Below are 23,768 nucleotides of genomic sequence, written 5' to 3'. Positions count from 1 at the left end.
CGCTACGCACCCAGTTGGCGGATCAGGTCCATCGCGGCGGCGGGATTGCGTTCCTTCGCACTGCTGATGAAGTAGACGAACACGTCGCGCCGCGGCAGCGCCGGTGCGGGTCCGCCCACGTGCGGCAGGCCGGCGATGTCCTCGCCCCGCGACCAGGCGCCTGCACGCTCTGCCCATAGCGCCAGTTCGCTCGGCGGATAGCCGGTGTCGATCGGCTGCGAACGCATCAGGCGCGCGTAGACGAAGTCGGCGGTGAGGTCGGCAAAAGACGGATACTCGGTGGAATCGGTGAACACCGTGGCGACCTGGTGCCGGCGTGCGAGATCGATCAGCTCCGCATTCACGGCGGCGGGATCGCGTACTTCCAGCGCATGCCGCAACAGCCGTCCGTCCATCTCGCGCGGCAGCAGCGACAGGAAGGCATCGAGTTCGTCCGCATCGACGCGGCGGCCTGCCTCGAACTGCCAGACCAGCGGGCCGAGCTTCGCACCGAGCTCGGCGATGCCGCCAACGAAGTCGTCCACCTGCGCCTGCGTCGACGCCAGCGAGCGCGACTGCATGATGCGCTTGGGCGCCTTGGCCGAAAACATGAAGCCGTCCGGCGCCTGGTCGCGCCAGCTGGCGTAGGTCGCCGGCTTCTGCGCGCCGTAGTAGGTGCCGTTGATCTCGATGGCGGTCAGCTGGCGGCTGGCGTATTCGAGCTCGCGCCGCTGCACCAGGCCGGCCGGGTAGAAATTGCTGCGCCAGGGCGCGAAGGTCCAGCCGCCGATGCCGACGCGGATGCCGGCGGTCGCGCTGGGGGGAGCCGAAGCGAAGAGATCGTCCATGCCGGCAGCATAGCCCGGCGCTCGTCGCGACCGCGTTACCATCCGAGCACCCCACGCCGGAGATCTCGCATGACCTGGACGACGCCCGACCTCTGCGACCAGTTCCCCGACGTGCAGGTGGCCGAACCGGTCTTCCGCAGCTTCGGCGGACAGCCGCGATTCGCCGGACCGGCGGTGACGGTGAAGTGCCTCAACGACAACTCGCGCGTCCGCGAGTTGGCGATGACGCCGGGCGAAGGGCGCGTGATCGTCGTCGACGGCGGCGGTTCGCTGCGGCGCGCATTGCTGGGCGACCTGATCGCGGGGAACGCGGTGAAGAACGGTTGGTCCGGCTTCGTGATCTTCGGCTGCGTGCGCGACGTCGAGGTGCTCGCGACGCTGCCGCTGGGCGTGCAGGCATTGGCCTCGCATCCGATGAAGACCGACCGGCGCGACCTGGGCGAGGTCGACGTGCCGGTGTCGTTCGCCGGCGTGTCGGTCACGCCGGGCGACTGGATCTATGCCGATGCCAATGGCGTGCTGGTCGCCAACGCCGAGTTGCACGAGGCATGAAAAAGAAGGGCAGGCGATGCGCCTGCCCTCTTCATTGTTGGATAACGGAAAGTCGCTGGACCCCCGCCTGCGCGGGGGTGACGTTCCGGCAAAGGCGCGCTGCGCGCGCGCCGGGACGTCACTTGATCGGTTCGTCCAGCATCAGCTGACGCACGAAGCGCACCGGCGGGGCGCCGTAGGACAGCACCTGGTCGTGGTAGGCCTTCAGGTTGAACTGCGCGCCCTGCTTGGCTTCGGCGGCCTTGCGCAGGTCGAAGTGCTCCTGCACGCCGACGAAGTAGGTGGGTAGTTGCGCCGAGGTCAGTTGCGCGCGCGTCCATTTTTTCGCCGCTTCGCTCTCTTGCTGGAAGGTCTGGCGCATCATCAGGTCCATCGCCTGCTCGCGCGTCCAGCCGTCCACCTGCACGCCCTGGTCGAGGATCGCGTTGGCGATCGAGCGCAGGTAGAACTTCATCTGCACCAGGTGGAACAGAGGATCGTTGTCCAAGTAGCCGGCGTCGGACATCATCTTCTCGGTGTAGACCGCCCAGCCTTCGGCGAACATGCCCGAGCGCAGCACGGCGCGCAGCGTCGACGGGAACTTGGCCGAGTGCCAGCCTTCCAGGTAGTGGCCCGGCGTGCCCTCGTGGATGCTGAGCAGGTGGATCATCCGGCTGTTGTATTCGCGCAGGAACGAGTCGACCTGCTTCTGGTCCCAGTCTTCCGGAATCGGCGAGACGGCGTAGAAGGTCTTCAGGTGCTTGTCGAGCGGGCCCGGCGAGTCGCAGTAGGCCACCGCGACGCCGCGCTGGAATTCCGGCATCTCGATGATTTCCACCGGCGCATCCGGGAGCGTGACCAGATCGTGCTTGCGGACGAACTCGGTGGCCTGCGCCAGCGCGGCTTCCGCGTCCGGCACCACCTTGTCGCGCGTGGGACGCTCGGCGTAGGCCAGCTCGAGCGCGGCTTCGATGGCTTTCTGCTGTTCATCCGACGTCGGCGTTTCCGGCAGCGCAGGCGCACCTGGCTTGTCCTTCAGCACGGTCCGCGCGATGCCGTACATCTCTTCGCGCACGCGCTTGAGTTCGCCTTCCGCGCGCTGCTTGATGTCGGCGCGCGACAGCGACGACAGCAGGGCGAACTGCAGTTTCTGGTCATACAGCGCCTGTCCGATGCGGAAGTCGCCCTTCGCGTTCGGCACCAGCGTCTTGTCCAACCACGCCTGGTGTTCGGCCACCGCGGTCTTCAGGCCGTCGATGGCGGCCTGCGCCTGTGCGCGGTCGGCTTCCGGCAGGTCCTTGAGGTTCGGCGTGATGAAGGTCTCGACGATGCTGAGGATGCCGGCGTTCTGCTTGGCGACGGTCTCGGCATGCACCTTCGGCACGCGCGCCGGGTCCAGGTTCGCGCGCGCCTGTGCGAGCAGCGCGGGGATCTTCTGCATGCGCGCGGTCGCGGACTTCAGGCGCTCGGGCAGCGGGGCGAATTCGCGCGCCATCAGGCCGTAGATCGCGCCACCGGCGACGCTGTTGTAGACCTGCGGATCCCAAGCCCAGCTCTGCAGCGTTTCCGCTGTCCAGATGTCGTACTGCAACTGGTTGCGCAGGATGGCGGCGTCGACCTGGTTCTCGCGCGACAGTGCGGCGACGTCCATCGCGTCCAGTTCGCCGAGGGTCTTCTTGCTGAAGGCGAGGTTCTTCTGGCGACCTTCGGCGCTGAGGTCGTCCAGTTCGCCGTCGTACTTGTGTTCACCGATCTGCGTGGCGCTGACGGGCGACAGCTGCAGCCAGCCTTCGAGTGCGCGCTTGGAAAGGTCGGCAAAGGCGGCATCGGCCTGCGTCGTATCGGCGGCGGTGGCCGCGGCATCGGTGCCGGCGGCGGGTGCGGGGGCTTCGCTCTTCTGGCAGGCCGAAAGCGAGGCCAGCAGGGCGGCGGCGAGCAGGGTCTTGCGCATGGGAATCCTGTTGCGGTGCACGATGGGGCGGAGCCGACAGCATAGGCCGAAGGTCATGCCCGGACCCGTGCCATTCGATATACGCTGGCGCCCCCGGTCCAGGAGTCGCGGTCATGAAGCACGAAGGAAGCTGCCACTGCGGCCGCATCGCGTTCGAAGTCGAAGGCGACGTCAGCGATGTCGTCGACTGCAACTGCTCGTTGTGCCGCCGTCGCGGTGGCTTGCTGTGGTTCGCGCCGCGCGAGGCGCTGGTGCTGAAAACGCCGGAAGGCGACCTGTCCACCTACACGTTCAACAAGCACCACATTCAGCATCACTTCTGCGCCGTCTGCGGCATCGCGCCGTTCGGTGAAGCCGCCCATCCCGCGACCGGTGCGCAGATGGCCGCCGTCAACGTGCGCTGCCTGCCGGACGTCGATCTGGCCACGCTGAAGGTCACGGCCTTCGACGGCGCCAAGCTCTAACCGGCAGCGCTGCGCGCCGGTGGTGTCGCGCGGCCCAGGAAATCATCCGGCATCGGTGGCAGGGGCGTGCGTTCGTCGCGCGCCTCTTCCTTCAGCCAGTCGATGAACACCTGCGCGGCAGCACTCGGAGCCTTGTGCGCGGGGTGCACCGCGTAATAGGCGAAGCGGGCCTTCAGCGCGGGACCGGGCAGGCGGACGAGTTCGTAGCGTTGCAGGTAAGGCTGCGCCACATGACGGCGCGCCAACGCCGCCCCCACGCCGTACACGGCGGCGCGCATCGCATCGGTGCTGTCGTTGAAGCTGTGCATCGGCGGCAGGCGCAAGCCGCGTACACCGGCGGCCCGGAACCAGTCGCGCCAGCCCTGCAGCGCGAGATCGGTGACCAGCGGCAACTGCGCGATCTGGCGTGGCTCCTGCACGGCATCCAGGCCTGGCAGCGCAGGCGAGGCAACCGGGAACAGTTCGTCGTCCATCAGATGATGCGCGGTCAGCCCCGACCAGTGGCCGGGACCATGACGGATGCCAAGCTCCGGGCCGTCGTCGTCGAAGCGCGTCAGCGCGATGCCGGTGTCTACGTGCAGGCGGATGTCCGGATGCCGCGCGCAGAAGCGCGGCAGCCGCGGCAGCAGCCAGCAATAGGCCAGCGAATGCAGCGTGGTGATGCGCAGCGTAGTGGTCTTGCCGGCGAGTTGAAGGTGCGAGGCGACCGCATCGATGTCGCCGAGAGCCGCATTGGCCGCATCCGCCAGTTGCCGGCCTTCGGTGGTGAGCTGCACGCCGCGCGCGTGGCGCTGGAAGAGCACCACGCCCAGCAGGCCCTCCAGCTTGCGCACGTGATGGCTCACGGCGCTGGCGGTCAGGTGCAGTTCGTCGGCCGCGTGGGCGAAGTTCTGGTGGCGCGCGGCGGCGGCGAAAACACCGAGGGCGGGCAGCAGGGCAGGGCGCAGGCTCATGGTCGCTCCAGGCACAAGCCAGATTTGTGGCTTGGCCGCATGGTACGCGCTTGTGGGCGCCACGGGTTCGGCCAGAATGGCGACAGGCACGAACGAGGACGCCGCGATGGCACTGGGAGACAGCATGGCCGTGACCCCTCCGCAGGCGGTGGAACGCGACTGGCGCACGCCGCTCGAGCTGCTGGTGCTGGGTGCGATCTGGGGCAGCTCGTTCCTCTTCATGCGCATCGCCGCCAATCCGTTCGGGCCGTTCGCGCTGGTCGAAGTGCGGCTCGCGCTGGGCGCGCTGATCCTGCTGCCGTTCCTGTGGCGTGAACGTGCGCATTTCCGCGCCGGTATGTGGCCGAAACTGGCGATCATCGGCGCGATCAATTCGGCGATTCCGTTCCTGCTGTTCGCCTGGGCCGCGCAGCGCTCACCGGCCGCGATCGGCGCGATCTGCAACGCGATGACGGTGCTGTTCGCCGCGATGGTGGGCTTCCTGTTCTTCGGCCAGAAGATCGGCCTGCGCCGCTCGCTGGCTTTGCTGGTTGGTTTCATCGGTGTCGTCGTGCTCGCGACCAGCAAGGCGGGCGGACTGAGCGTCGGCGGCGCAGTCATCGCCGGCTCCACTGCGGCGCTGCTTTACGGTGTGGGCGTGAACCTGGTGCGCAAGCACCTCGCGGGCATTCCGCCTGCCGCCGCGGCCGCCGCCACGCTCAGCTGCGCCGCGTTGCTGGTGCTTCCGTTCGCAGCGACGCATTGGCCGACGGCATCCATTGGTGCGGGGCCGTGGGGCGCCGCCATCGCCATTGGCGTGGTCTGCACCGGCTACGCCTTCCTGCTGTACTACCGCCTGATCCACCGCATCGGCCCGGCACGCGCGGCGACGGTGACCTATCTGGTGCCGCTGTTCGGCGCCGGCTTCGCCTGGCTGTTCCTCAACGAACCGGTCACGCCGGCGATGCTGGCCGCAGGCGCGTTGATCCTGGGCAGCGTGGCGGTGAGCCAGCGGGCGTCTTGATGACTGTTGTGGGAGCGACGTCAGTCGCGATCACGTCGTCAGGTCAGCGTCGTCGCAACTGACGTCGCTCCCGCAGCAAGGTCATCGACTCAACGCTTCGCTTCGCGCACCGGCAACGGCACGTTGCACAGGTCGATGTGGCCGGCGGTACGCACGTACCAGTCGTCGCGGCGGTTGCGGCGCGCTTCGGTGGCGGCGGCGAAGGTCTTCGAGTCGGTGCGCAGCACCTGCAGTGGCACGCGCTCGTTCTCCGGTACGTCGCGGGCGAGGCGGATGGCGGTGATCGGCGTGCGTTCTTCGGCCTTCTCGTAGAAGCCCATCGGCTCCGGTCCGCGCGGGATTGCGCTGAGCAGTTCCATGCCCTTCACCACGCGACCGACCAGGGTGATGTTGCGATCGAGCTGGCGCGGTGACTGCCCAGTGACCACATACAGCTCGCTGCCGTTGCTGCTGTCCGGCGGACCGCCGCGGCCGGCGCCCAGCGCGCCATAGCAGTGCGTCAGCCACGCTTCGCCGGCCTTCGGGTCGCGGGCGGCGGGAAAGCCGTCGACGAAGCCCACCTGCGGCGCCCAACCGTCAACGTCCGGCAGGCGGGTGAAGTTCACGCCGGCGCTCTTGCGTGCGAACTCGGCCGGCAGTTTGGTCTTCGCCGTGCCGAGCGACTTGGCCTTGGCCGTGTCTTCCGCATCGGCATCGCCGAACTGCACGACGAAGTTGTCGTGCGAGCGGTAGATGCCCAGTCCGTTCCAGAAACCTTCGTGCGCCAGTGTGCGGATGTTGGCGACGTGTTCGGGTGCGAAGGCCGGTGCCAGTTCGATCACCACGCGGCCGCCGGGCACGTCCATGTACAGCGTGTTGGCCGGATCCAGTGTGCGCCAGTCCGCATCGGGCGAGGCGTCGAGGATCTCCTTGGACGTCAGCGGCTTCGGCGGTTCGGCCGCGTGGGCGACGGGCAGGGCGAGCAGGCAGGCGAGCAGCAGCGGAAGACGGCGCATGGACACTCCGGGGCACGGGATGCCCCGATTGTAGTGCGCCCGGCGTGCGGGAATCAGGCTCCGCGAAACACGGAGGCGCGGCCGATCAGGTCTTGTAGTTCTTGGCGCGGTTGATGCCCAGCGCGATCAGCGTGCCCAGTGCACCGGACAGCAGGTAGGCGCCCAGCCACGACAGGCCGAAGTTGGCGCACAGACCCAGCGCCACCAGCGGCGCGAAGCCGGCGCCGATCAGCCACGCCAGGTCGGACGTCAGCGCGGCGCCGGTATAGCGGTAGCGGCGACCGAAGTTGGCGGTGACCGCGCCCGCGGCCTGGCCGTACGACAGGCCGAGCAGGGCGAAGCCGATCAGGATGAAGGCGCCCTGGCCGACCGGGCCGCCTTCCATCAGCGTCGGTGCGAAGCCGCTGAACATCGCGATGCCGACGGCCAAACCGCCAAGCGTGCGCGCACGGCCGACGCGGTCGGCGATCAGGCCCGAGACCACGATCGCGCCCGCGGCGATGAACGCGCCGAGGATCTGCACCAGCAGGAAGCTGACGACCGACTGCTGCGAATACAGCAGGATCCACGACAACGGGAAGATGGTGACGATGTGGAACAGCGCATAGCTCGCCAGCGCAGCGAACGCGCCGATCACCACGTGGCGACCCTTGGCCTGGAACAGCTCGCGGATCGGCGTGGGTTCCAGTTCCAGTTCGCCCATCTTGTCCTGATACTCGTCCGCCACCACGATGCGCAGGCGCGCGAACAGCGCCACCACGTTGATAGCGAAGGCGACGAAGAACGGATAGCGCCAGCCCCAGGTCAGCAGGTCGGCTTCTTCCAGACTGGCGTAGAGGAAGGCGAACACGCCTGCGGCGACGATGAAGCCGACCGGCGCGCCCAGCTGGCCGAGCATGGCGTACCAGCCGCGGCGCTCCTTCGGCGCGTTCAGCGCGAGCAGCGACGGCAGGCCGTCCCATGAACCGCCCAGCGCCAGGCCCTGCAGGACGCGGAGGATGGCCAACAGCACGATCACTGTGGCACCCAGGGTGTTGTAGCTCGGTAGGAACGCGATGCCCGCGGTGGCGGTGCCCAGCAGGAACAGCGACACGGTCAGCTTGAGGCCACGGCCCCAGCGCGACTGGATCTTCATGAACAGCATGGTGCCGAACGGGCGCGCGACGAACGCCAGCGCGAACAGCGCGAACGACCACAGCGTGCCTTCCAGGCGGTCCACGAACGGGAAGAACACCGACGGGAAGATCAGCGCCGAGGCGATGCCGAAGACGAAGAAGTCGAAGTATTCGGACGCGCGTCCGATCACCACGCCGACGGCGATTTCGCCCGGGGCGACATCGGCATGGGCCTTGGTGCCATGGTCGTGGGTGGAAGTCGTGGGGCTGATGGACGCCATGGGAACGGGGCTGCCGGGTCGGACCAGGGGAAAGGTACGCCCATAGGGTCGCAGACCGCACCCGTCGTCGCGATAGGACAAAACGTCCAATACTCCGCGCGGGGCCGGCCGACTACATTGATCCGGATCAATCCGTAAGCCCCACGCCCATGTCCCTCATGCGTCGAGCCCTGCAGGCCGCCGTGGCGATCCCCGCCGCCGCCGTGCTGTCCGGGTGCAACCTGCAGGTCCTCAATCCCGCCGGCGACATCGCCGCCCGCCAGGGCAACCTGATCCTGGTGGCGACCGCGCTGATGCTGATCGTGATCATCCCGGTGATCGCGCTTACGTTCTGGTTCGCCTGGCGCTACCGCGCATCGAACACGCAGGCCACCTACAAACCCGACTGGGACCACTCCACGCAGCTGGAACTGGTCATCTGGGGCGTGCCGCTGCTGATCATCATCGCGCTGGGCGCGGTGACCTGGATCGGCACGCACCTGCTGGATCCGTACCGCCCACTGGGCCGCATCGCCGAAGGGCGCCCGGTACCGGCCGAGGTCAAGCCGCTGGAGGTGCAGGTGGTGGCGCTGGACTGGAAGTGGCTGTTCGTCTATCCGGAATACGGCGTCGCGTCGGTCAACCAGATGGCCGCGCCGGTGGATCGTCCGATCAGCTTCCGCCTGACCTCGTCGTCGACGATGAACGCGTTCTACGTGCCGGCGCTGGCGGGCATGATCTACACCATGCCGGCGATGGAGACCAAGCTCCACGCGGTGATGAACAAGGAAGGCGACTACGAGGGCTTCTCGTCGCATTACAGCGGCGAAGGTTTCTCGCACATGCGCTTCCGTTTCCACGCCCTGACCGACGAAGGCTTCGATCGCTGGATCGAGGAAGCCCGCGCCGACGGCAAGGCGCTGACCCGCGCCGAGTACCTGCAGCTCGAAGTGCCGAGTTCCCGCGAGCCGTCGCGCCTGTATGCGTCCGTCGATCCGGGCCTGTTCGACGCGGTGGTCAATCGCTGCGTCGATACCGACCGCCTGTGCATGGACCAGATGATGGCGTACGACGCGATGGGCGGGCGCGGGCTCGACAGCACCGATCCGCTGCAGCGGCCGCGTCGCGGCAACCTCGCCAGTGGTCCCTTCGTCCGTTCCGACCTGTGCACGGTCGAGACGGCGCAGGCGGCTGCCGGCATGTCCCCCGTTCCGACCGCTGGCGGTTTGAAGGCGCCCTGACGCGCTCCGCCGCCACACCCCTGGATTCACCGGATTCGCCCGATGGCTTTTTACACCAGCAGCGTCACCCACTCTCCGATCACCGGTCGCCTGGCCTGGGATGCCATTCCCATGCTGCACGACCCGATCATCGCCGCGACCTTCATCGGTACCTGCCTCGGTGGTCTCGCGCTGGTCGCGGTGATCACCAAGTACAAGCTGTGGGGCTGGCTGTGGCGCGAGTGGTTCACCAGCATCGACCACAAGAAGATCGGCATCATGTACATGGTGCTGGGCTTGGTGATGCTGCTGCGCGGTTTCGCCGACGCGATCATGATGCGCCTGCACCAGGCGATGGCCTTCGGCGACAACATGGGCTACCTGCCGCCGCACCACTACGACCAGATATTCACCGCCCACGGCGTGATCATGATCTTCTTCGTGGCCATGCCGCTGGTCACCGGCCTGATGAACTACCTGGTGCCGCTGCAGATCGGCGCGCGCGACGTGGCGTTCCCGTTCCTCAACAACTTCAGCTTCTGGATGACCACCGCCGGTGCGGTGCTGGTCATGCTGTCGCTGTTCCTGGGCGAGTTCTCGACCTCGGGCTGGCTGGCACTGTCCAACCTGGGCAACCAGGATCCCGGGGTAGGACTGGACTACTACATCTGGGCGCTGCAGATAGCCGGCGTCGGCACGTTGTTATCAGGCGTCAACCTGCTGGTGACCATCCTGAAGATGCGTGCGCCCGGCATGGGCATGATGAAGATGCCGGTGTTCACCTGGACCGCGCTGTGCACCAACGTGCTGATCGTGGTGTCGTTCCCGGTGCTGACCGCGGTGCTGGTGCTGATGACGCTGGACCGCTACATCGGGACGAACTTCTTCACGACGGACCTTGGCGGCAACGCCATGCTGTACGTCAACCTGATCTGGATCTGGGGTCACCCGGAGGTCTACATCCTGATCCTGCCGCTGTTCGGCGTGTTCTCCGAGATCGTGTCCACGTATTCGGGCAAGCGCCTGTTCGGCTACTCGTCGATGGTGTACGCCACGGTCTGCATCACCGTGCTGTCGTACCTGGTGTGGCTGCACCACTTCTTCACGATGGGTTCGGGCGCCAGCGTCAACTCGTTCTTCGGCATCACCACGATGATCATCTCGATCCCGACGGGCGCGAAGATCTTCAACTGGCTGTTCACCATGTACCGCGGCCGCATCCGCTTCGAAGTGCCGATGCTGTGGACGATGGGCTTCATGGTCACGTTCGTGGTGGGCGGCATGACCGGCGTGCTGCTGGCGGTGCCGCCGGCGGACTTCGTGCTGCACAACAGCCTGTTCCTGGTCGCGCATTTCCACAACGTCATCATCGGCGGCGTGGTGTTCGGACTGTTCGCGGCGATGACGCACTGGTTCCCGAAGGCCTTCGGCTTCAAGCTCGACGACTTCTGGGGCAAGGTCTCGTTCTGGTTCTGGCTGGCCGGCTACTGGTTCGCGTTCACGCCGCTGTACGTGCTGGGCCTGATGGGCGTGACCCGCCGCATGAGCCACTTCGACGATCCTTCGCTGCAGATCTGGTTCCAGATCGCCGCCTTCGGCGCGGTGCTGGTGGCCATCGGCATCGCCGCGTTCCTGTTCTGCATCTACATCAGCTTCCGTCGCCGCGAACAGCTGCGCGACCACACCGGCGATCCGTGGGGTGGCCGTACGCTGGAATGGTCGACGTCCTCGCCGCCGCCGGACTACAACTTCGCGTTCACCCCGGTCGTGCACGATACCGACGCGTGGACGGACATGAAGCAGCGCGGATTCGAGCGTCCGAAGAGCGGCTTCAAGTCCATCCACATGCCGAGCAACACCGGTGCCGGCGTGATCCTGTCGGTGCTGAGCACGCTGTGCGGCTTCGCGATGATCTGGCATGTCTGGTGGCTGGCGGGTGTCTCGCTGCTGGCGACGATCGTCTATGCGATCTGGCACAGCTTCGACCGCAACCGCGATTACTACATCCCCGCCGACGAGGTCGCCCGGACCGAGCAGGCACGCACCGCGCAGCTGGAGCAGGTCCATGTCTGAGTCCATCGCTCTGAATCGCCCCGACGGCTCGCCGGTGTTCCTGGACATCGAGGGCAAGCATCATCCGGAGAACGGCACGCTGCTGGGTTTCTGGATCTACCTGCTCAGCGACCTGATGATCTTCGGCAGCCTGTTCGCCACGTTCGGCGTGTTCTCGGGCAGCTACGCCGCCGGTCCGTCCGGCCGCGACCTCTTCTTCCCGAACCTGCACCTGATCGCGATCAACACCGCGATCCTGCTGGTGTCGTCGATCACCTACGGCTTCGCCATGCTGGCGATGATGAAGCGCAACAGCCGCGCCACGATCGGCTGGCTGCTGGTCACCGGCCTGCTGGGCCTGGGCTTCCTGTCGATCGAAATCTACGAGTTCCATCACCTGATCCACATCGGCGCCGGCCCGCAGCGCAGTGCGTTCCTGTCGGCATTCTTCACGCTGGTCGGCACGCACGGCCTGCACGTGCTGTTCGGCGTCGTCTGGCTGGTCGTGCTGTGCTTCCAGGTGCATAAGTGGGGCCTCAACCGCACCACCACGCGCCGCATCGCCTGCCTGTCGATGTTCTGGCACTTCCTCGACGTCGTCTGGATCGGCGTCTTCACCTTCGTCTACCTGATGGGCGTGCAGTGATGAGCCATCCTTCCTCCGATTCGCACCACGACGACGACTTTCTCGAGGACGGCATTCCGCACGTCAGCGTGAAGGAGTACGTCACCGGTTTCGTGCTGTCGGTGATCCTCACCGCGATCCCGTTCTGGCTGGTGATGGGCAAGGTGCTGCCCACGCCGACCATCACGACGCTGGTGATCCTGGCCTTCGCCATGGTCCAGGTGGTCGTGCACATGGTCTACTTCCTGCACATGAATCCGAAGTCGGAAGGCGGCTGGAACCTGTTCGCGCTGATCTTCACCGCGGTCCTGCTCGTCATCGTGCTGATCGGTACCCTGTGGGTCATGCACAACATGAACACCAACATGATGCCGGGCTCGCACGACATGCATCAGATGCAGGAAGCGGCGCAGAGCCTGCCGTGACCGGTCCGGCCGCCGCGACCTCGCCAGATGCGCCGCGCAGGCGGTGGCGGGTCGCGTTCGGCGCGTTGTTGGCGGTGTCCTTCTGCGGATTCATCGCCCTGGGGGTCTGGCAACTGCAGCGGATGGCGTGGAAGCACGACCTGATCGCGCGCGTCGATGCCCGCATCCATGCGGCGGCCATTCCCGCACCGAGCCCTGCGCAATGGCCTGCAATCACCGAAGCGACCGACAGCTACCGGCGCGTGTCGATCAGCGGTCGCTTCGTTCCCGACAGCGAGACGCGCACGCAGGCCGTCACCGAACTCGGCGGCGGCTACTGGGTGCTGCAGCCGCTGCAGACCGATGAAGGCGACTATGTGCTGGTGAATCGCGGCTTCGTGCCGATCGGTGGCGCCACCACGCCCGCGCCTGCAGATCCCGTGGTGGTGGAAGGCCTGCTGCGCATCAGCGAGCCGGAAGGTGGCTTCCTGCGGCACAACGTGCCCGACCAAGATCGCTGGTACTCCCGTGACGTTGCCGCCATCGCGCGCAAGCACGACCTGCCGGCAGAACGGGTCGCGCCGTTCTTCATCGATGCCGACCGCGATCAGGTCCCGCAGGATTGGCCGCGTGGCGGCATGACGGTGGTGAAGTTCCGCGATTCGCACCTGTCCTATGCGCTGACGTGGTTCGGCATGGCGTTGCTGACACTGCTGGCCGGCGGCTATCTGGTCGCGTCGGAGCGCCGATTGCGCCATGATCGGCGCCGGAAAGGCACGCACCCCGATCATGCACGCACCCACGAGCCAGGATGAGGTTGCCGAGAGCGCACGCAGGACGTTCGCCGTGAGCAGCTCCCGCGATCGTGCGGGGGTCCGCAACATGCAGCAGCTGATCCAGCTGCGCTGGATCGCCGTGGTGGGGCAGGTGGCGACCATTCTCGTCGTGCACTACGGCCTGCGCATCGCCTTGCCGCTGGGCCTGATGTGCAGCGTGCTGGCCGCGCTGGCGGTGTTCAACCTGATGAGTCACCTGTGGTGGCGGCGAAGCGAACATGTCTCGAGCATCGCGCTGCTGGTCGGCCTGCTGGTCGACGTGGCATCGCTGACGATCCAGTTGTACCTGTCCGGTGGCATCACCAATCCGTTCGTCTTCCTCTACCTGCTGCAGGTCGTGCTGGGTACCGTGCTGCTGCGCGCGCCGCTCAGCTGGGTGATCGCCGCGGCGGCTGCGCTATGCGTGACCGGGCTGACGCTGGTACGCACGCCGCTCGAGCTGACAGTGGAGCCCACGCGCGGACTGGCTGACCACTACGTGCAAGGGCTGTTGATCTGCTTCCTGCTGATCGCCGGCCTGCTGGTCGTCTTCATCACCCGCATCGGCCGCATCCTGCGCGAGCGCGATGCGCGGTTGGCGGAACTGCGCCAGCGTGCGGCAGAGGAAGACCACATCGTCCGCATGGGCCTGCTGGCCTCGGGCGCGGCGCACGAACTGGGCACGCCGCTGTCGACACTGTCGGTGATCCTCGGCGACTGGCAGCACCTGCCGACGATGGCCTCCGACGGCGAGCTGCACAACGACGTGCTGGAAATGCAGGCGCAGGTCGCGCGCTGCAAGTCGATCGTCACCAACATCCTGCTCGCTGCGGGCGGACCGCGTGCGGAGGCGCCGACCGAGACCACGCTGCACGCCATGCTCGACGACTTGGCCGCCGAGTGGCGTGAGGCGCGCAACCCACCGTCGTTCCGCTACAGCAACCGGTGCGACCTGGATCCGGACATCGTCTCCGACGTCGGCCTGCGCCAGATGGTGTTCAACGTGCTGGACAACGCGCTGGAGTCGTCGCCGCAGTGGGTGGCGATGGACGCGCGCTGCGACGGCGACACGCTGGTGATCGAGATCAGCGATGCGGGAACAGGTTTCGTGGCGGACGTCCTGCAGCGCGTGGGCACGCCCTACAACACCAGCAAGGGCCGGCCGGGCGGCGGCCTGGGCCTGTTCCTCTCGGTGAATGTCGCGCGTACGCTGGGTGGCAGCCTGACGGCGAAGAACCGGCCGCAGGGCGGGGCGGTGGTCACGATGACGCTGCCGCTGGCGGCCATTGCCATCGAGGAGGACGACGATGACGAGCAAGAGTGATCGCCGTCTGCTGATCGTCGAGGACGACGCGGCATTCGCGCGTACGCTGGTCCGTTCGTTCGAACGACGCGGTTACCAGGTGCGCCACCTCGCGGGTGAGGAGGGCATGCCGGCGCTGCTGGAGGAGTTCGCGCCAACCCACGCGGTCGTCGACCTCAAGCTCGCCGCGGGCGCGTCCGGCCTGTCCAGCGTGAAGCACCTGCATGCGTTCGATCCGGAGATGGTCATCATCGTGCTGACCGGCTACGCCAGCATCGCGACCGCCGTCGAGGCCATCAAGCTGGGCGCGCGCCATTACCTGGCCAAGCCGTCCAATACCGACGACATCGAAGCCGCCTTCCAGCGCGCCACCGGCGACACCGACGTCGAACTCACCGAGCGCACCACGTCGATCAAGACGCTGGAGTGGGAGCACATCCACGAAGCGCTGGCTGCCAGCGACTTCAACATCTCCGAAGCTGCCCGCCGGCTGGGCCTGCATCGGCGCACGCTGGCGCGCAAGCTCGAGAAGCGTCGGGTCAAGTAGAAACCCTGTTCGTCCGGTCCTCTCCACGGGCCCTTGCGGCCTGCGGGGGCGGGCGTCGTGGCGGGCCCGAACGTCCGCGTGACTACTGGCACATTCGCTATATCAAACTTCGCAATAGCATCGTCTCCAACCTAGCGGGGGTACCGCAAAGGGGGAGCGATGAACGAACCCGACATCCACCTGAAGAAGTTCCAGAAGGAGCTCAGCGCCGGCACCGTGTCGCTGGCGCTGCTGGCGGTCCTGGCCCGTGCCGGTGAGCCGTTGTACGGCTATCTGATCGCCAAGCAGCTGGAGCGCGTCGGCGACGGCGTGCTCAGCGGCAAGCAGAGTGCGCTTTACCCGGTCCTGCGCAACCTGGAGGGCGGCGGGCTGCTGGACAGCTTCGTCGAGCCCTCGGTGGCCGGACCGCCACGCCGCTACTACCGCATCACCGAGGCAGGGCGACAGACCCTGCAGTCCTGGACCGCCGCCTGGCGCGCCACCCGCGATTCCGTCGATTCCGTGCTTGAGGGGATTCCTGCATGAACACCACCACCGTCCCGGGCAGCCGACTGCCCACGTCCATTCCCGAGTACCTGGACCAGCTGCGGGCCGCCCTCGCGGGCGCCGACAAGGCGATGATCCAGGACGCCGTCTACGACGCAGAGGAATACCTGCGCTCCGAGCTGGCGGAGAACCCCGGCAAGTCCGAAGCGGAGGTGATCGCTTCGGTCGCCGGCAGCTATGGCGCGCCGGAAGAAGTCGCCGACATCTACCGCGAAACCGAGGTCACGGTCGCCAAGGCATTGCGCCCGCCGCTGCCGCGGAAGCGCAAGTCGCTGCTGGGCCGGTTCTTCGGCGTGGCGGCGGATCCCAGGACCTATGGCGCGCTGTTCTACATGCTGCTGTCGCTGGCGACGGGTACGTTCTATTTCACCTGGGTCGTGACCGGTGCCAGCCTCTCGGTGGGCCTGTTGATCCTGATCATCGGCATTCCGCTGCTGCTGCTGTTCTTGATGTCGGTGCGGCTGCTGTCGCTGGTCGAGGGTCGCATCGTCGAAGTCCTGCTGGGCGAACGCATGCCGCGTCGGCCGCTGTACACGCAGCGCGACAAGCCGTGGATGACGCGATTGAAGGAGTTGTTCACCGACGGCCGTACGTGGACGGCGATGCTGTACCTGCTGCTGATGCAGGCGCTGGGCACCCTGTACTTCTCGGTCGCCATCACGTTGTTGGCGCTGTCGTTGGGCCTGATCGCGGCACCGGTGGCGCTCCTCGTGCCCCAGGGGTATGTCTTCACCTTCGGGGACTGGAACCTGGTGGCGGAAGCGCCCTGGTTGCTGCCACTGTTCTCCGTCATCGGCTTCGTCCTGCTGTTCGCCACCCTGCATCTGGCACGCGCGGTCGGCCTGTTCCACGGCTGGCTGGCCAAGCACCTGCTGGTGCGCACGCCCGTGGTGTGAAGCTCGCTGCGATAACGAAGCGAGTCGCGAACGAAAAGGCCGCCTGCGAGGGCGGCCTTTTTCATTGCGCCGGTGAGCATGCGGCGCTTCAGGGAAAGCATCGCGACTGACGTCGCTCCCACACGAGGGAACAGGTCAGCCCGCGTACTTCGCGATGAAGTCGCGCACCTGCGGATAGACCTTATCGCGCCAGCGACGGCCACTGAAGATGCCGTAGTGGCCGGCGCCCTCGACGGTCAGGTGGCGATGGTTGGCCTTCGCGATGCCGGTGCACAGGTCGTGCGCCGCGGCCGTCTGGCCCTGGCCGGAGATGTCATCGAGTTCGCCCTCGATGCTCATCAGTGCGGTCTTCCTGATCGCGCCGGGCGTGACCAGCTCACCGTTGACCTTCCACTTGCCGCGCGGCAGCAGGAATTCCTGGAACACGGTGCGGATGGTGTCCAGATAGTACTCGGCCGGCATGTCGAGCACGGCGTTGTACTCGTCGTAGAACTTACGGTGCGATTCGGCGTCCTGCTCGTCGCCCTTTACCAGGTCGGCGTAAAAATCCCAGTGCGACATGAAGTGGCGGCTGGGATTCATCGCAATGAAGCCCGCATGCTGCAGGAAGCCGGGATACACGCGGCGGCCTTCGCCCGGGTAGGGCATCGGCACCGTGTGGATGACGTTGTTCTCGAACCACGACAACGGATTGCGCGTGGCCAGGCTATTCACTTCGGTGGGGCTGCGGCGCGCATCGATCGGGCCACCCATCATCACCAGCGAGCGCGGCGTGGCTTCGCCGCGCGCCGCCATCAGCGACACCGCGGCCAGCACCGGTACGGTCGGCTGGCAGACGCTGATCACGTGCAGCTTCTCGGCACCGATGTGGCGGATGAATTCCTCCACATAGGCCACGTAGTCGTCGAGGCTGAAGCTGCCGTCCGACTCGGGCACCATGCGCGCGTCCACCCAGTCGGTCACGTAGACCTTGTGGTCGCGCAACAGCGTGCGCACGGTATCGCGCAGCAGGGTGGCGTGATGACCGGACAGCGGCGCCACCACCAGCACGGTGGGGTCGTCCTTCAGTGCCGTGATGGTGTCGGCATCGTCGGTGTAGCGCTTGAAGCGGAGCAGGCGGCAGAAGGGCTTCTTCAGGATCTCCTGCTCGACGACGGGCACGGTGTGGCCTTCGACCTCCACCTCATGGATTTCCCACGCCGGTTTTTCGTAATCCTTGCCGATGCGGTAGATCAGTTCGTTGCCGGCAGCGATGCGCTCGGCGCCCGGCACGTTGGACAACCAACTGGTCGGGGCGGAAAAGATGCGTGCGTTCGCTTCGGCCATGTAGGCCAGCGGCGCCATCCATGCGCGTCCGAGTTCGTGCAGTTGGTACAGGGTCATGGCGGTCCGAATCCCACTTTTGGTGCGTGGTGCTGCGCCGCAGCATACCGGAAAGCCGGGGTCGCCGCGCGTGGCCTGTTCAGGTTATCGGCCGATAATCCGCCGCCTCCAGTACCGCGACATCCCCCGCCAAGCGGGGACCCAGCCAGCAGTGGTTGCCGATCGACTGAAAGCCCTCGCCATTGAGGGCCTGCCGGTACCAGGCCGCCTTGCGTGGCTGGAAGCCATCATGGTCGCCCTCGAACTCGTCTTCTTTCGCGAACGTCTCCAGGAACGCCACGCCGCCGCACAGTTCGGCCAGGCCGGGCAGGCCGCGCTTCAGTTCCCGCGTCGGCACGTAATGCAGCACGTCAGAACACACCAGCAGGTCGGCGGGCTCGCAGGGACGCAGGTACTGGAAGTCCTCGAAGCGTGCGTAGTGCAGGTTGCGGGTGCGGCCGAAACGGCGGACGGCGTATTCGCTGGCGTCGAAGCCGAGGTACTGCAGCTTCGGTCGCAGCTTCAGCAGCGGCCCGCGCCATGCGCCTTCGCCGCAGCCGATGTCCAGCACCGTGCGGATGGGGCGCTCCAGGTGGTACTCGGCCACCGCGACCGCCAACGCCACCTTGCGCGCGAGGCGAGGGGCGCCACCGATGTCGCCGTCGCGATACCAGCGTTGGAAGTAGTCGGCGTCGTACTGCTTGGTCATGCGCGTGCCCGGGGTGCGGAAAGGCGGGAAGCTTACGCGATGCGGCGCGCTATCCTATGCACCGCACGCCATCCCGCGCAGCCAGACGGAGCCAGCCGCATGTACCTGTGGGTCAAGACCTTCCATCTCGTCTTCGTCATCGCCTGGATGGCGACGGTCTTCTACCTGCCGCGCATCCTGGTCAACCTGGCCGAGACGACCGGACAGCCCGACGTGCAGGCGCGCCTGCTGTTGATGGGCCGCCGCCTCTACGGCTTCGGCCACAGCATGTTCGGCATCGCGGTGATCCTGGGCGGCGTGCTGTGGTTCTACTTCGGCATCAGCGGCGGCTGGCTGCACGCCAAGCTGACGCTCGTCGCGCTGATCCTGGCGCACTTCATCGTCACCGGCCGGTGGCTGAAAGGCGTGGCGAAAGGCAAGTCGCTGCCTTCGCCGACGGCGTTGAAGTGGTTCAACGAATTGCCACTGTTCGCATTGATCGCCGTGATCTGGTTGGTGCTGGCGAAACCGTTCTGATTCCCTCCCGTTCGTTCGAGGGTATGACGGCGCGTTGCGACGCGCTTTCAATCGCGGCGCTTCTTTCTGGTCGTGGCGCGGTGCTGGCGAAGCCGTTCTGATCCACGTGCTCCGGTGTTGGCCGGAGCGGTGCTCACCTTACTTCTTCTCGAAGTCCACCGGCTTGGGCAACTCGACCGGCACACCATTCGTGTCGCACGTCCCCGCGGCGCACAGGCGTGCACGCAGCGCCGGTGTCGCCTGAACGACGAAGTGGTAGATCGTGTTCTGCTCGACGGTGCCGCGCACCGCGTCGCTGCCGGGGCCGATGGCCCAGATGCCGACGTCTTCGCCGCCGTGCGATTCCGACTTCAGCGGCACCAGCGCTTCCTGCAGGTAGTCGGGATGCTCGGTGTCGACATGGGTCAGATCCGGTCGGCCTTCCGACGGCTCGACGCTGCTCGGCGCGTGCAGGAAATGCTTCGGACCTGCTGGTTGGCGGTTGCTGGCGCCGGTGTAGCCCGGGCCGTTGGCGTAGGTCAGCGTGGTGAAGGTCTGGCCGTTCTGGTCGCGGGCGAGGTCGCCCGGCGTGTCGTCTTCGCCGCCCTGGCCGCGGACCTTGCCAAGGATCGGATTGCCGCGGACCGGGTAGCCGACGAAGTTGAGCGTGTGCGAGTGATCGGCGGTCACGAGGATCAGCGTGTCGTCGCGCGAGGTCGCATCGACCGCGGCTTGTACGGCGTCCGACATCGCGACCGTCTCGTCGAGTGCGCGGTAAGCGTTGCCGTAATGGTTGGCGTGGTCGATGCGCGCGCCTTCCACCAGCAGCACGAAGCCTTCCTTGTTGCGCGACAGGTTGCGGATGGCGACGCGCGTCAGTTCTGCCAGCGACGGCTCGCCCTGGTCGTCCTTGCGACGGTCATGTTCGAACTGCATGTGGTCGTACTCGAACAGGCCCAGCAGTTGCGGTGCGTTGGCGGCCGCTTCGAGTTGCTGCGTGTTCCACACGTAGGCACCTTGCGGATGCGCTTGCTGCCATTCGGCGACCAGGTTGCGGCCGTCGAGGCGCTGACCGACCTTGTCGTCTTCTTCGGGATCGCGCACGTCGATCGGCAGGAATTCGCCGCGACCGCCACCCAGTGCCACGGTGGGGCCGTGTCCGAAGCGTGCGGCTGCCAGCAGTTGCTGCGCGATGTCCTTGCAGCCGGCCTCGATGGCCTCGGGCGGCAGGTCGGTGTCGTTTTCCCAGTCGCGATGCGAGACGTGCGCATACGTCGCGGCGGGCGTCGCATGGGTGATGCGCGCGGTGGTGACGATGCCGGTGGCCAGCCCGGCGCTGTCGGCCAGCGTCAGCCAGCTGAGCAGGTCCTTGCTGCCATCGGGCGTGCACTCGCCCTTGCGGCCGGCCGAGACGCCGATGGCGCCCATATGCGACTTCACGCCGGTCGCGACCGCCGTCATCGTGCCGGCGGAGTCGGGCGTCTGCGAATCGGTGTTGTAGGTCTTGCTGAAGGCGGTATGCGGGAAGCGCTCCCAGCTCAGCAGGTTCTCTTCACCCGGCGTGCCCTTGCGCTGGCCTTCGAAGATGCGCGCGGCGGCCACGGTGGTCAGGCTCATGCCGTCACCGAGGAAGACGATGACGTTCTTCGCGCGGCCCTGCATGGCGCCATTCGCCGCGGCCTTGGCCGCACCATTGCGATACCACCACTGCGGTGTCTCGCCCTGCGGGTGCGTGACCGCGGGGACGTCGATGTGCAGCGCGGACGTGCGTGAAGGCGATGTGGACGTTGACGTGCTGGCGCAGCCGGCCAGTGCAGTGAGCAGAGTCATGCCGGCAAGCGGCGATACGAAGGAGCGCAGGCGCATGGGGAACCGGGGGAGTGCGGACGCGTCATTATGCCGGCCGTGCAGTGTCCTGTTCATGACACCCGGTATTCCGCGTGCAGGGTCGCCGCCCGCCGGGGCTTGGGCTAAGGTGTCGCGTCCACTTTTGTGAGTCGTCTGGATGAAGCTGGTCTCGGCCTGGTTGAAGATCCCGTTCTGGCAGCGCGTCGTCGCCGGCTTCGTGCTGGGCGCACTGGCGGGCTGGCTGATGGGGCCAGCCGCAGGCATCTGGCTCAAGCCGTTGGGCGATCTCTACGTCACCCTGATCAAGATGATCGCGGTGCCGCTGGTGTTCTTCGCGGTGATCAATGCCGTGTCCAGCCTGCACGGACAGAAGTCGGTCGCGGCATTGGGCGGGCGCACTTTCCTCTGGTTCGCCATCACCGCGGCGCTGGCCGTGTGCGTGGGCTTGTCGGTGGGCTGGATCGTGCAGCCGGGCAAGGGTCTCACCGGCTTGATGATGGCGCCGGACTACCAGGTGCGCGAGGTCCCCACACCCGTGCAGGTGCTGCTCGACATCGTGCCGGCGAATCCGTTCAAGGCGCTGACCGAAGGCAAGATCCTACAGGTCATCTTCTTCGCCGGGCTGGTGGGCTTCGCGCTGGTCAAGCTGGGCGAACGCAGTGCGGGCCTGCGCAAGCTGGCGGGCGAGGCCAGCGACACCATGGTGCAGGTCACGCGCTTCGTGCTGGAAGTGACCCCGATCGGCACGTTCGGCCTGATCGGCAGCCTGGTCGGCACGTACGGATTCGAGAAACTGCTGCCGCTGGGCAGTTATATCGGCGCGCTGTACCTAGCGTGCGCACTGCACATCATCGTGGTCTACGGCAGCCTGCTGCTGGCGCATGGCCTGAATCCGTGGAAGTTCTTCCGTGGCGCGGCGCCCGGCATGCAAGTGGCGTTCGTCAGTTCGTCGTCGTTCGCGTCGATGCCGGTGGCGTTGCGCAGCGTCACCCACAACCTGGGCGTGGACAAGGATTACGCCGCGTTCGCGGTGCCGCTGGGCGCCAGCATCAAGATGGACGGCTGCGGCGCGATCTATCCGGCACTGACATCGATCTTCGTTGCCCAGTACTTCGGGCTGGACCTGTCGATGAACCAGTACTTCGTCATCCTGCTGGCCTCGGTGCTGGGCAGCTTTGGCACCGCCGGCGTGCCGGGCACGGCGACAGTGATGGTCACCCTGGTGTTGAGCGCGGCCAACCTGCCGCTGGAAGGCATCGGCCTGCTGGTGGCGATCGACCGCATCCTCGACATGATGCGCACGATGACCAATGTCACCGGCCAGATGCTGGTACCGGTACTGGTGGCGAAGGAAACCGGCCTGCTGGATCGCGAGGTCTACGAACGCGCGTCCAGCAACGTGGGCCTTGGGGATGATGCTGCGTCGACGTCATGAGCGACGGGATCACGCTGGTCGAATCCTTCCCTGACGCGACAACCTATCGTCGCCTCCGCGTCCAGACCGGCCTGTCGCCCAAGTCGCACGAGGCCGCGGTGCGCGGTCTGGCAAACACCCTGTACGGCGTCAGCCTGCTGAAGGCGGGCGAGGTGATCGGCATGGGGCGCGTGGTCGGCGACAACGGTACCGTGTTCGCCGTCGTGGATATCGCCGTGCAACGCGAGTACCAAGGGCAGGGCCTGGGCAAGCGCATCATGGCAGCGCTGGACGCATGGCTGCGCGCGAATGCGCCGGAGTCCGCCTACGTCATGCTGATCGCCGACGGCGAGGCCAGGCATCTCTACGCGCAGTTCGGGTTCGCCGACACGGCGCCCGCATCCATCAGCATGGCCTACGTGGCGCGCGGTCCGGATTCGAACCGCTAGGCGGTGGCGTCGCGCGCACCGCGCGATACCCACCACGCGAACACGGCCGCGGTGACGAACATCAACAGGCTGTAGACCGCGGCAGGCACCGAGACGGTGGGGTTCTGCAGCACGTTGAGCGCGATGAAGATCGCCAGCGTGCCGTTGTGGATGCCGATCTCCATCGCAATGGCGATGGCCTGCTTCTTGGGCAGCCGCAAGGCCAACGGCGCGACGTAGCCGGCGCCCATGCTGATGACGTTGAACAGCAGGCAGGCCAGGCCGACGATGGCGAAGTAGGTGGCCAGCGTTTCCCATTCCTGCACGACCGCGGCCACGACCAGCAGCGCCAGCACCAGGACCGACAGCAGGCGGATGGGTTTCTCGGCGCGCGCGGCGAAGCCCGCCGCCTTGGCGCGGATGAGCATGCCGATCGCGACCGGGAGCAGGATGATCACGGCCACCTCGATCACCTTCTTCGTCGGCGGCGGCACGTACTGGCCGGCACCGAGGAAGTACTCCAGCGACAGGTTGAGGATCACCGGCAGCGTCAGCAGGCACAGCAGGCTGTTGATCGCGGTCAGGGTGATGTTGAGGGCGACGTCGCCGCGTGCGAGGTGGCTGTAGATGTTGGCCGTGGCGCCACCGGGCGAGGCGGCCAGCAGCATCAGGCCCACGGCGAGTTCGGCGGGCAGGCCGAATCCGATCGCCAGGCCGAACGCGACCCACGGCAACACCAGGGTCTGCAGGGCGAGGCCGATCAGCACGGCGCGTGGATAGCGCGCGACGCGACGGAAGTCGTCGAGCGTCAGTCCCAGTCCCAGCCCGAGCATGATGATGCCCAGGGCCAGCGGCAACAGCAGATTGGTCAACAGTGAAGCCTGCATCGCGTACGACTCCCCTTCGGCGCAACGGACAGGTGGTGCGCGATGATCGACGCGCATCCGGAGGATGGCCGCAATCCCTCGCGCCGCGCAAGCTGCGGTGCATCGCAGTCGGAAAACA

24 protein-coding genes are annotated in these 23,768 nt (G+C 66.7%); 15 read left to right on the top strand and 9 right to left on the bottom strand.

From position 1 onward, the window contains the following. Positions 1-2 precede the first annotated feature (2 nt). The gene (locus IB225_RS04245) at positions 3-827 is read right to left on the bottom strand and encodes a DUF72 domain-containing protein (RefSeq protein WP_192309992.1); all 825 of its coding nucleotides are present in this window, start codon (positions 825-827) and stop codon (positions 3-5) included. 69 nt (positions 828-896) lie between these two features. Between IB225_RS04245 and rraA the strand changes: the two genes are divergently transcribed. After that, positions 897-1,379: a ribonuclease E activity regulator RraA gene (rraA, locus tag IB225_RS04240; protein WP_192309991.1), complete on the top strand. Its 483-nt coding sequence runs from the start codon at positions 897-899 to the stop codon at positions 1,377-1,379. 118 nt (positions 1,380-1,497) lie between these two features. Here the strand turns inward: rraA and IB225_RS04235 are convergent, their stop codons facing one another. After that, a complete protein-coding gene (locus tag IB225_RS04235) occupies positions 1,498-3,309 on the bottom strand; it encodes a DUF885 domain-containing protein (protein WP_192309990.1) in 1,812 nt (603 codons plus the stop codon). Positions 3,310-3,422: 113 nt separating this feature from the next. Between IB225_RS04235 and IB225_RS04230 the strand changes: the two genes are divergently transcribed. Next, positions 3,423-3,773 carry a GFA family protein gene (locus tag IB225_RS04230; RefSeq protein ID WP_192309989.1) on the top strand — a complete coding sequence of 117 codons (351 nt, stop codon included), beginning with the start codon at positions 3,423-3,425 and terminating at the stop codon, positions 3,771-3,773. Here IB225_RS04230 and IB225_RS04225 read toward each other — a convergent pair. Beyond that, complete coding sequence (locus IB225_RS04225) at positions 3,770-4,726, bottom strand: LysR substrate-binding domain-containing protein (protein ID WP_192309988.1); 957 nt, start codon at positions 4,724-4,726, stop codon at positions 3,770-3,772. The two genes, IB225_RS04230 and IB225_RS04225, sit on opposite strands and share 4 nt — an antisense overlap. A gap of 124 nt (positions 4,727-4,850) precedes the next feature. Here IB225_RS04225 and IB225_RS04220 point away from each other — a divergent pair, with 124 nt between their 5' ends. Next, complete coding sequence (locus tag IB225_RS04220; RefSeq protein WP_192309987.1) at positions 4,851-5,729, top strand: DMT family transporter; 879 nt, start codon at positions 4,851-4,853, stop codon at positions 5,727-5,729. Between the two features lie 89 nt (positions 5,730-5,818). Here IB225_RS04220 and IB225_RS04215 read toward each other — a convergent pair whose 3' ends face one another. Together IB225_RS04215 and IB225_RS04210 are read right to left on the bottom strand one after the other, a co-directional pair. Then, a complete protein-coding gene (locus IB225_RS04215; protein WP_192309986.1) occupies positions 5,819-6,724 on the bottom strand; it encodes a peptidylprolyl isomerase in 906 nt (301 codons plus the stop codon). 85 nt (positions 6,725-6,809) lie between these two features. Then, positions 6,810-8,120, bottom strand: a complete 1,311-nt coding sequence (locus IB225_RS04210) for an MFS transporter (RefSeq protein WP_192309985.1) — start codon at positions 8,118-8,120, stop codon at positions 6,810-6,812. 158 nt (positions 8,121-8,278) lie between these two features. Between IB225_RS04210 and cyoA the strand changes: the two genes are divergently transcribed. From cyoA to IB225_RS04165, 9 genes are all read left to right on the top strand, one after another. Further along, positions 8,279-9,340, top strand: a complete 1,062-nt coding sequence (gene cyoA, locus IB225_RS04205) for a ubiquinol oxidase subunit II (protein ID WP_192309984.1) — start codon at positions 8,279-8,281, stop codon at positions 9,338-9,340. A gap of 78 nt (positions 9,341-9,418) precedes the next feature. Further along, positions 9,419-11,392 (top strand): cytochrome o ubiquinol oxidase subunit I, encoded by a 1,974-nt coding sequence (cyoB, locus tag IB225_RS04200; protein WP_345776593.1) that lies wholly within the window; start codon positions 9,419-9,421, stop codon positions 11,390-11,392. Next, the gene (gene cyoC, locus IB225_RS04195; RefSeq protein WP_192309982.1) at positions 11,385-12,017 is read left to right on the top strand and encodes a cytochrome o ubiquinol oxidase subunit III; all 633 of its coding nucleotides are present in this window, start codon (positions 11,385-11,387) and stop codon (positions 12,015-12,017) included. Before cyoB ends, cyoC begins: the two co-directional genes overlap by 8 nt. Then, on the top strand, positions 12,017-12,421 hold the full coding sequence (gene cyoD, locus IB225_RS04190) for a cytochrome o ubiquinol oxidase subunit IV (RefSeq protein WP_192309981.1): 405 nt from the start codon (positions 12,017-12,019) through the stop codon (positions 12,419-12,421). Before cyoC ends, cyoD begins: the two co-directional genes overlap by 1 nt. Next, positions 12,418-13,215, top strand: a complete 798-nt coding sequence (locus IB225_RS04185; RefSeq protein WP_345776567.1) for an SURF1 family protein — start codon at positions 12,418-12,420, stop codon at positions 13,213-13,215. The genes cyoD and IB225_RS04185 overlap by 4 nt, the downstream gene beginning before the upstream one ends. A 31-nt stretch (positions 13,216-13,246) precedes the next feature. Further along, positions 13,247-14,539 carry an ATP-binding protein gene (locus tag IB225_RS20615; protein ID WP_345776566.1) on the top strand — a complete coding sequence of 431 codons (1,293 nt, stop codon included), beginning with the start codon at positions 13,247-13,249 and terminating at the stop codon, positions 14,537-14,539. Further along, positions 14,523-15,065: a response regulator transcription factor gene (locus IB225_RS04175; RefSeq protein WP_192309979.1), complete on the top strand. Its 543-nt coding sequence runs from the start codon at positions 14,523-14,525 to the stop codon at positions 15,063-15,065. The genes IB225_RS20615 and IB225_RS04175 overlap by 17 nt, the downstream gene beginning before the upstream one ends. A gap of 159 nt (positions 15,066-15,224) precedes the next feature. Further along, complete coding sequence (locus IB225_RS04170) at positions 15,225-15,590, top strand: PadR family transcriptional regulator (RefSeq protein ID WP_192309978.1); 366 nt, start codon at positions 15,225-15,227, stop codon at positions 15,588-15,590. Next, positions 15,587-16,507: a sensor domain-containing protein gene (locus IB225_RS04165; protein ID WP_192309977.1), complete on the top strand. Its 921-nt coding sequence runs from the start codon at positions 15,587-15,589 to the stop codon at positions 16,505-16,507. Before IB225_RS04170 ends, IB225_RS04165 begins: the two co-directional genes overlap by 4 nt. Before the next feature lie 135 nt (positions 16,508-16,642). On the opposite strand, the gene phaZ is transcribed toward IB225_RS04165, so the two are convergent. Beyond that, on the bottom strand, positions 16,643-17,890 hold the full coding sequence (phaZ, locus tag IB225_RS04160) for a polyhydroxyalkanoate depolymerase (protein WP_192309976.1): 1,248 nt from the start codon (positions 17,888-17,890) through the stop codon (positions 16,643-16,645). Between the two features lie 79 nt (positions 17,891-17,969). Next, positions 17,970-18,578: a class I SAM-dependent methyltransferase gene (locus tag IB225_RS04155; RefSeq protein ID WP_192309975.1), complete on the bottom strand. Its 609-nt coding sequence runs from the start codon at positions 18,576-18,578 to the stop codon at positions 17,970-17,972. A gap of 99 nt (positions 18,579-18,677) precedes the next feature. On the opposite strand from IB225_RS04155, the gene IB225_RS04150 reads away from it, so the two are divergent. Beyond that, complete coding sequence (locus tag IB225_RS04150; protein ID WP_192309974.1) at positions 18,678-19,094, top strand: CopD family protein; 417 nt, start codon at positions 18,678-18,680, stop codon at positions 19,092-19,094. Positions 19,095-19,232: 138 nt separating this feature from the next. Here the strand turns inward: IB225_RS04150 and IB225_RS04145 are convergent, their stop codons facing one another. Then, positions 19,233-20,903 (bottom strand): alkaline phosphatase, encoded by a 1,671-nt coding sequence (locus IB225_RS04145; RefSeq protein ID WP_345776592.1) that lies wholly within the window; start codon positions 20,901-20,903, stop codon positions 19,233-19,235. Between the two features lie 175 nt (positions 20,904-21,078). Between IB225_RS04145 and IB225_RS04140 the strand changes: the two genes are divergently transcribed. Both IB225_RS04140 and IB225_RS04135 read left to right on the top strand, forming a co-directional pair. Continuing rightward, positions 21,079-22,356, top strand: a complete 1,278-nt coding sequence (locus IB225_RS04140) for a dicarboxylate/amino acid:cation symporter (protein ID WP_192309972.1) — start codon at positions 21,079-21,081, stop codon at positions 22,354-22,356. Beyond that, positions 22,353-22,784: a GNAT family N-acetyltransferase gene (locus IB225_RS04135; protein WP_192309971.1), complete on the top strand. Its 432-nt coding sequence runs from the start codon at positions 22,353-22,355 to the stop codon at positions 22,782-22,784. Before IB225_RS04140 ends, IB225_RS04135 begins: the two co-directional genes overlap by 4 nt. On the opposite strand, the gene IB225_RS04130 is transcribed toward IB225_RS04135, so the two are convergent. Beyond that, positions 22,781-23,650, bottom strand: coding sequence for a bile acid:sodium symporter family protein (locus IB225_RS04130; RefSeq protein ID WP_192309970.1), 870 nt, complete (start codon positions 23,648-23,650; stop codon positions 22,781-22,783). The two genes, IB225_RS04135 and IB225_RS04130, sit on opposite strands and share 4 nt — an antisense overlap. Positions 23,651-23,768: the final 118 nt, after the last annotated feature.

The organism is Pseudoxanthomonas sp. PXM02, from assembly GCF_014851805.1.
Taxonomy (GTDB): domain Bacteria; phylum Pseudomonadota; class Gammaproteobacteria; order Xanthomonadales; family Xanthomonadaceae; genus Pseudoxanthomonas_A.
The sequence above is the reverse complement of the archived record's forward strand: the minus strand, read 5'-3'. Positions and strand labels throughout refer to the sequence as shown.

Excerpts from the sequence above, each read along its gene's own strand:
- IB225_RS04245 (WP_192309992.1), bottom strand. The coding sequence starts at position 827 with ATGGACGATCTCTTCGCTTCGGCTCCCCCCAGCGCGACCGCCGGCATC.
- rraA (WP_192309991.1), top strand. The coding sequence starts at position 897 with ATGACCTGGACGACGCCCGACCTCTGCGACCAGTTCCCCGACGTGCAG.
- IB225_RS04235 (WP_192309990.1), bottom strand. The coding sequence starts at position 3,309 with ATGCGCAAGACCCTGCTCGCCGCCGCCCTGCTGGCCTCGCTTTCGGCC.
- IB225_RS04230 (WP_192309989.1), top strand. The coding sequence starts at position 3,423 with ATGAAGCACGAAGGAAGCTGCCACTGCGGCCGCATCGCGTTCGAAGTC.
- IB225_RS04225 (WP_192309988.1), bottom strand. The coding sequence starts at position 4,726 with ATGAGCCTGCGCCCTGCCCTGCTGCCCGCCCTCGGTGTTTTCGCCGCC.
- IB225_RS04220 (WP_192309987.1), top strand. The coding sequence starts at position 4,851 with ATGGCCGTGACCCCTCCGCAGGCGGTGGAACGCGACTGGCGCACGCCG.
- IB225_RS04215 (WP_192309986.1), bottom strand. The coding sequence starts at position 6,724 with ATGCGCCGTCTTCCGCTGCTGCTCGCCTGCCTGCTCGCCCTGCCCGTC.
- IB225_RS04210 (WP_192309985.1), bottom strand. The coding sequence starts at position 8,120 with ATGGCGTCCATCAGCCCCACGACTTCCACCCACGACCATGGCACCAAG.
- cyoA (WP_192309984.1), top strand. The coding sequence starts at position 8,279 with ATGCGTCGAGCCCTGCAGGCCGCCGTGGCGATCCCCGCCGCCGCCGTG.
- cyoC (WP_192309982.1), top strand. The coding sequence starts at position 11,385 with ATGTCTGAGTCCATCGCTCTGAATCGCCCCGACGGCTCGCCGGTGTTC.
- cyoD (WP_192309981.1), top strand. The coding sequence starts at position 12,017 with ATGAGCCATCCTTCCTCCGATTCGCACCACGACGACGACTTTCTCGAG.
- IB225_RS04175 (WP_192309979.1), top strand. The coding sequence starts at position 14,523 with ATGACGAGCAAGAGTGATCGCCGTCTGCTGATCGTCGAGGACGACGCG.
- IB225_RS04170 (WP_192309978.1), top strand. The coding sequence starts at position 15,225 with ATGAACGAACCCGACATCCACCTGAAGAAGTTCCAGAAGGAGCTCAGC.
- IB225_RS04165 (WP_192309977.1), top strand. The coding sequence starts at position 15,587 with ATGAACACCACCACCGTCCCGGGCAGCCGACTGCCCACGTCCATTCCC.
- phaZ (WP_192309976.1), bottom strand. The coding sequence starts at position 17,890 with ATGACCCTGTACCAACTGCACGAACTCGGACGCGCATGGATGGCGCCG.
- IB225_RS04155 (WP_192309975.1), bottom strand. The coding sequence starts at position 18,578 with ATGACCAAGCAGTACGACGCCGACTACTTCCAACGCTGGTATCGCGAC.
- IB225_RS04150 (WP_192309974.1), top strand. The coding sequence starts at position 18,678 with ATGTACCTGTGGGTCAAGACCTTCCATCTCGTCTTCGTCATCGCCTGG.
- IB225_RS04145 (WP_345776592.1), bottom strand. The coding sequence starts at position 20,903 with ATGACTCTGCTCACTGCACTGGCCGGCTGCGCCAGCACGTCAACGTCC.
- IB225_RS04140 (WP_192309972.1), top strand. The coding sequence starts at position 21,079 with ATGAAGCTGGTCTCGGCCTGGTTGAAGATCCCGTTCTGGCAGCGCGTC.
- IB225_RS04135 (WP_192309971.1), top strand. The coding sequence starts at position 22,353 with ATGAGCGACGGGATCACGCTGGTCGAATCCTTCCCTGACGCGACAACC.
- IB225_RS04130 (WP_192309970.1), bottom strand. The coding sequence starts at position 23,650 with ATGCAGGCTTCACTGTTGACCAATCTGCTGTTGCCGCTGGCCCTGGGC.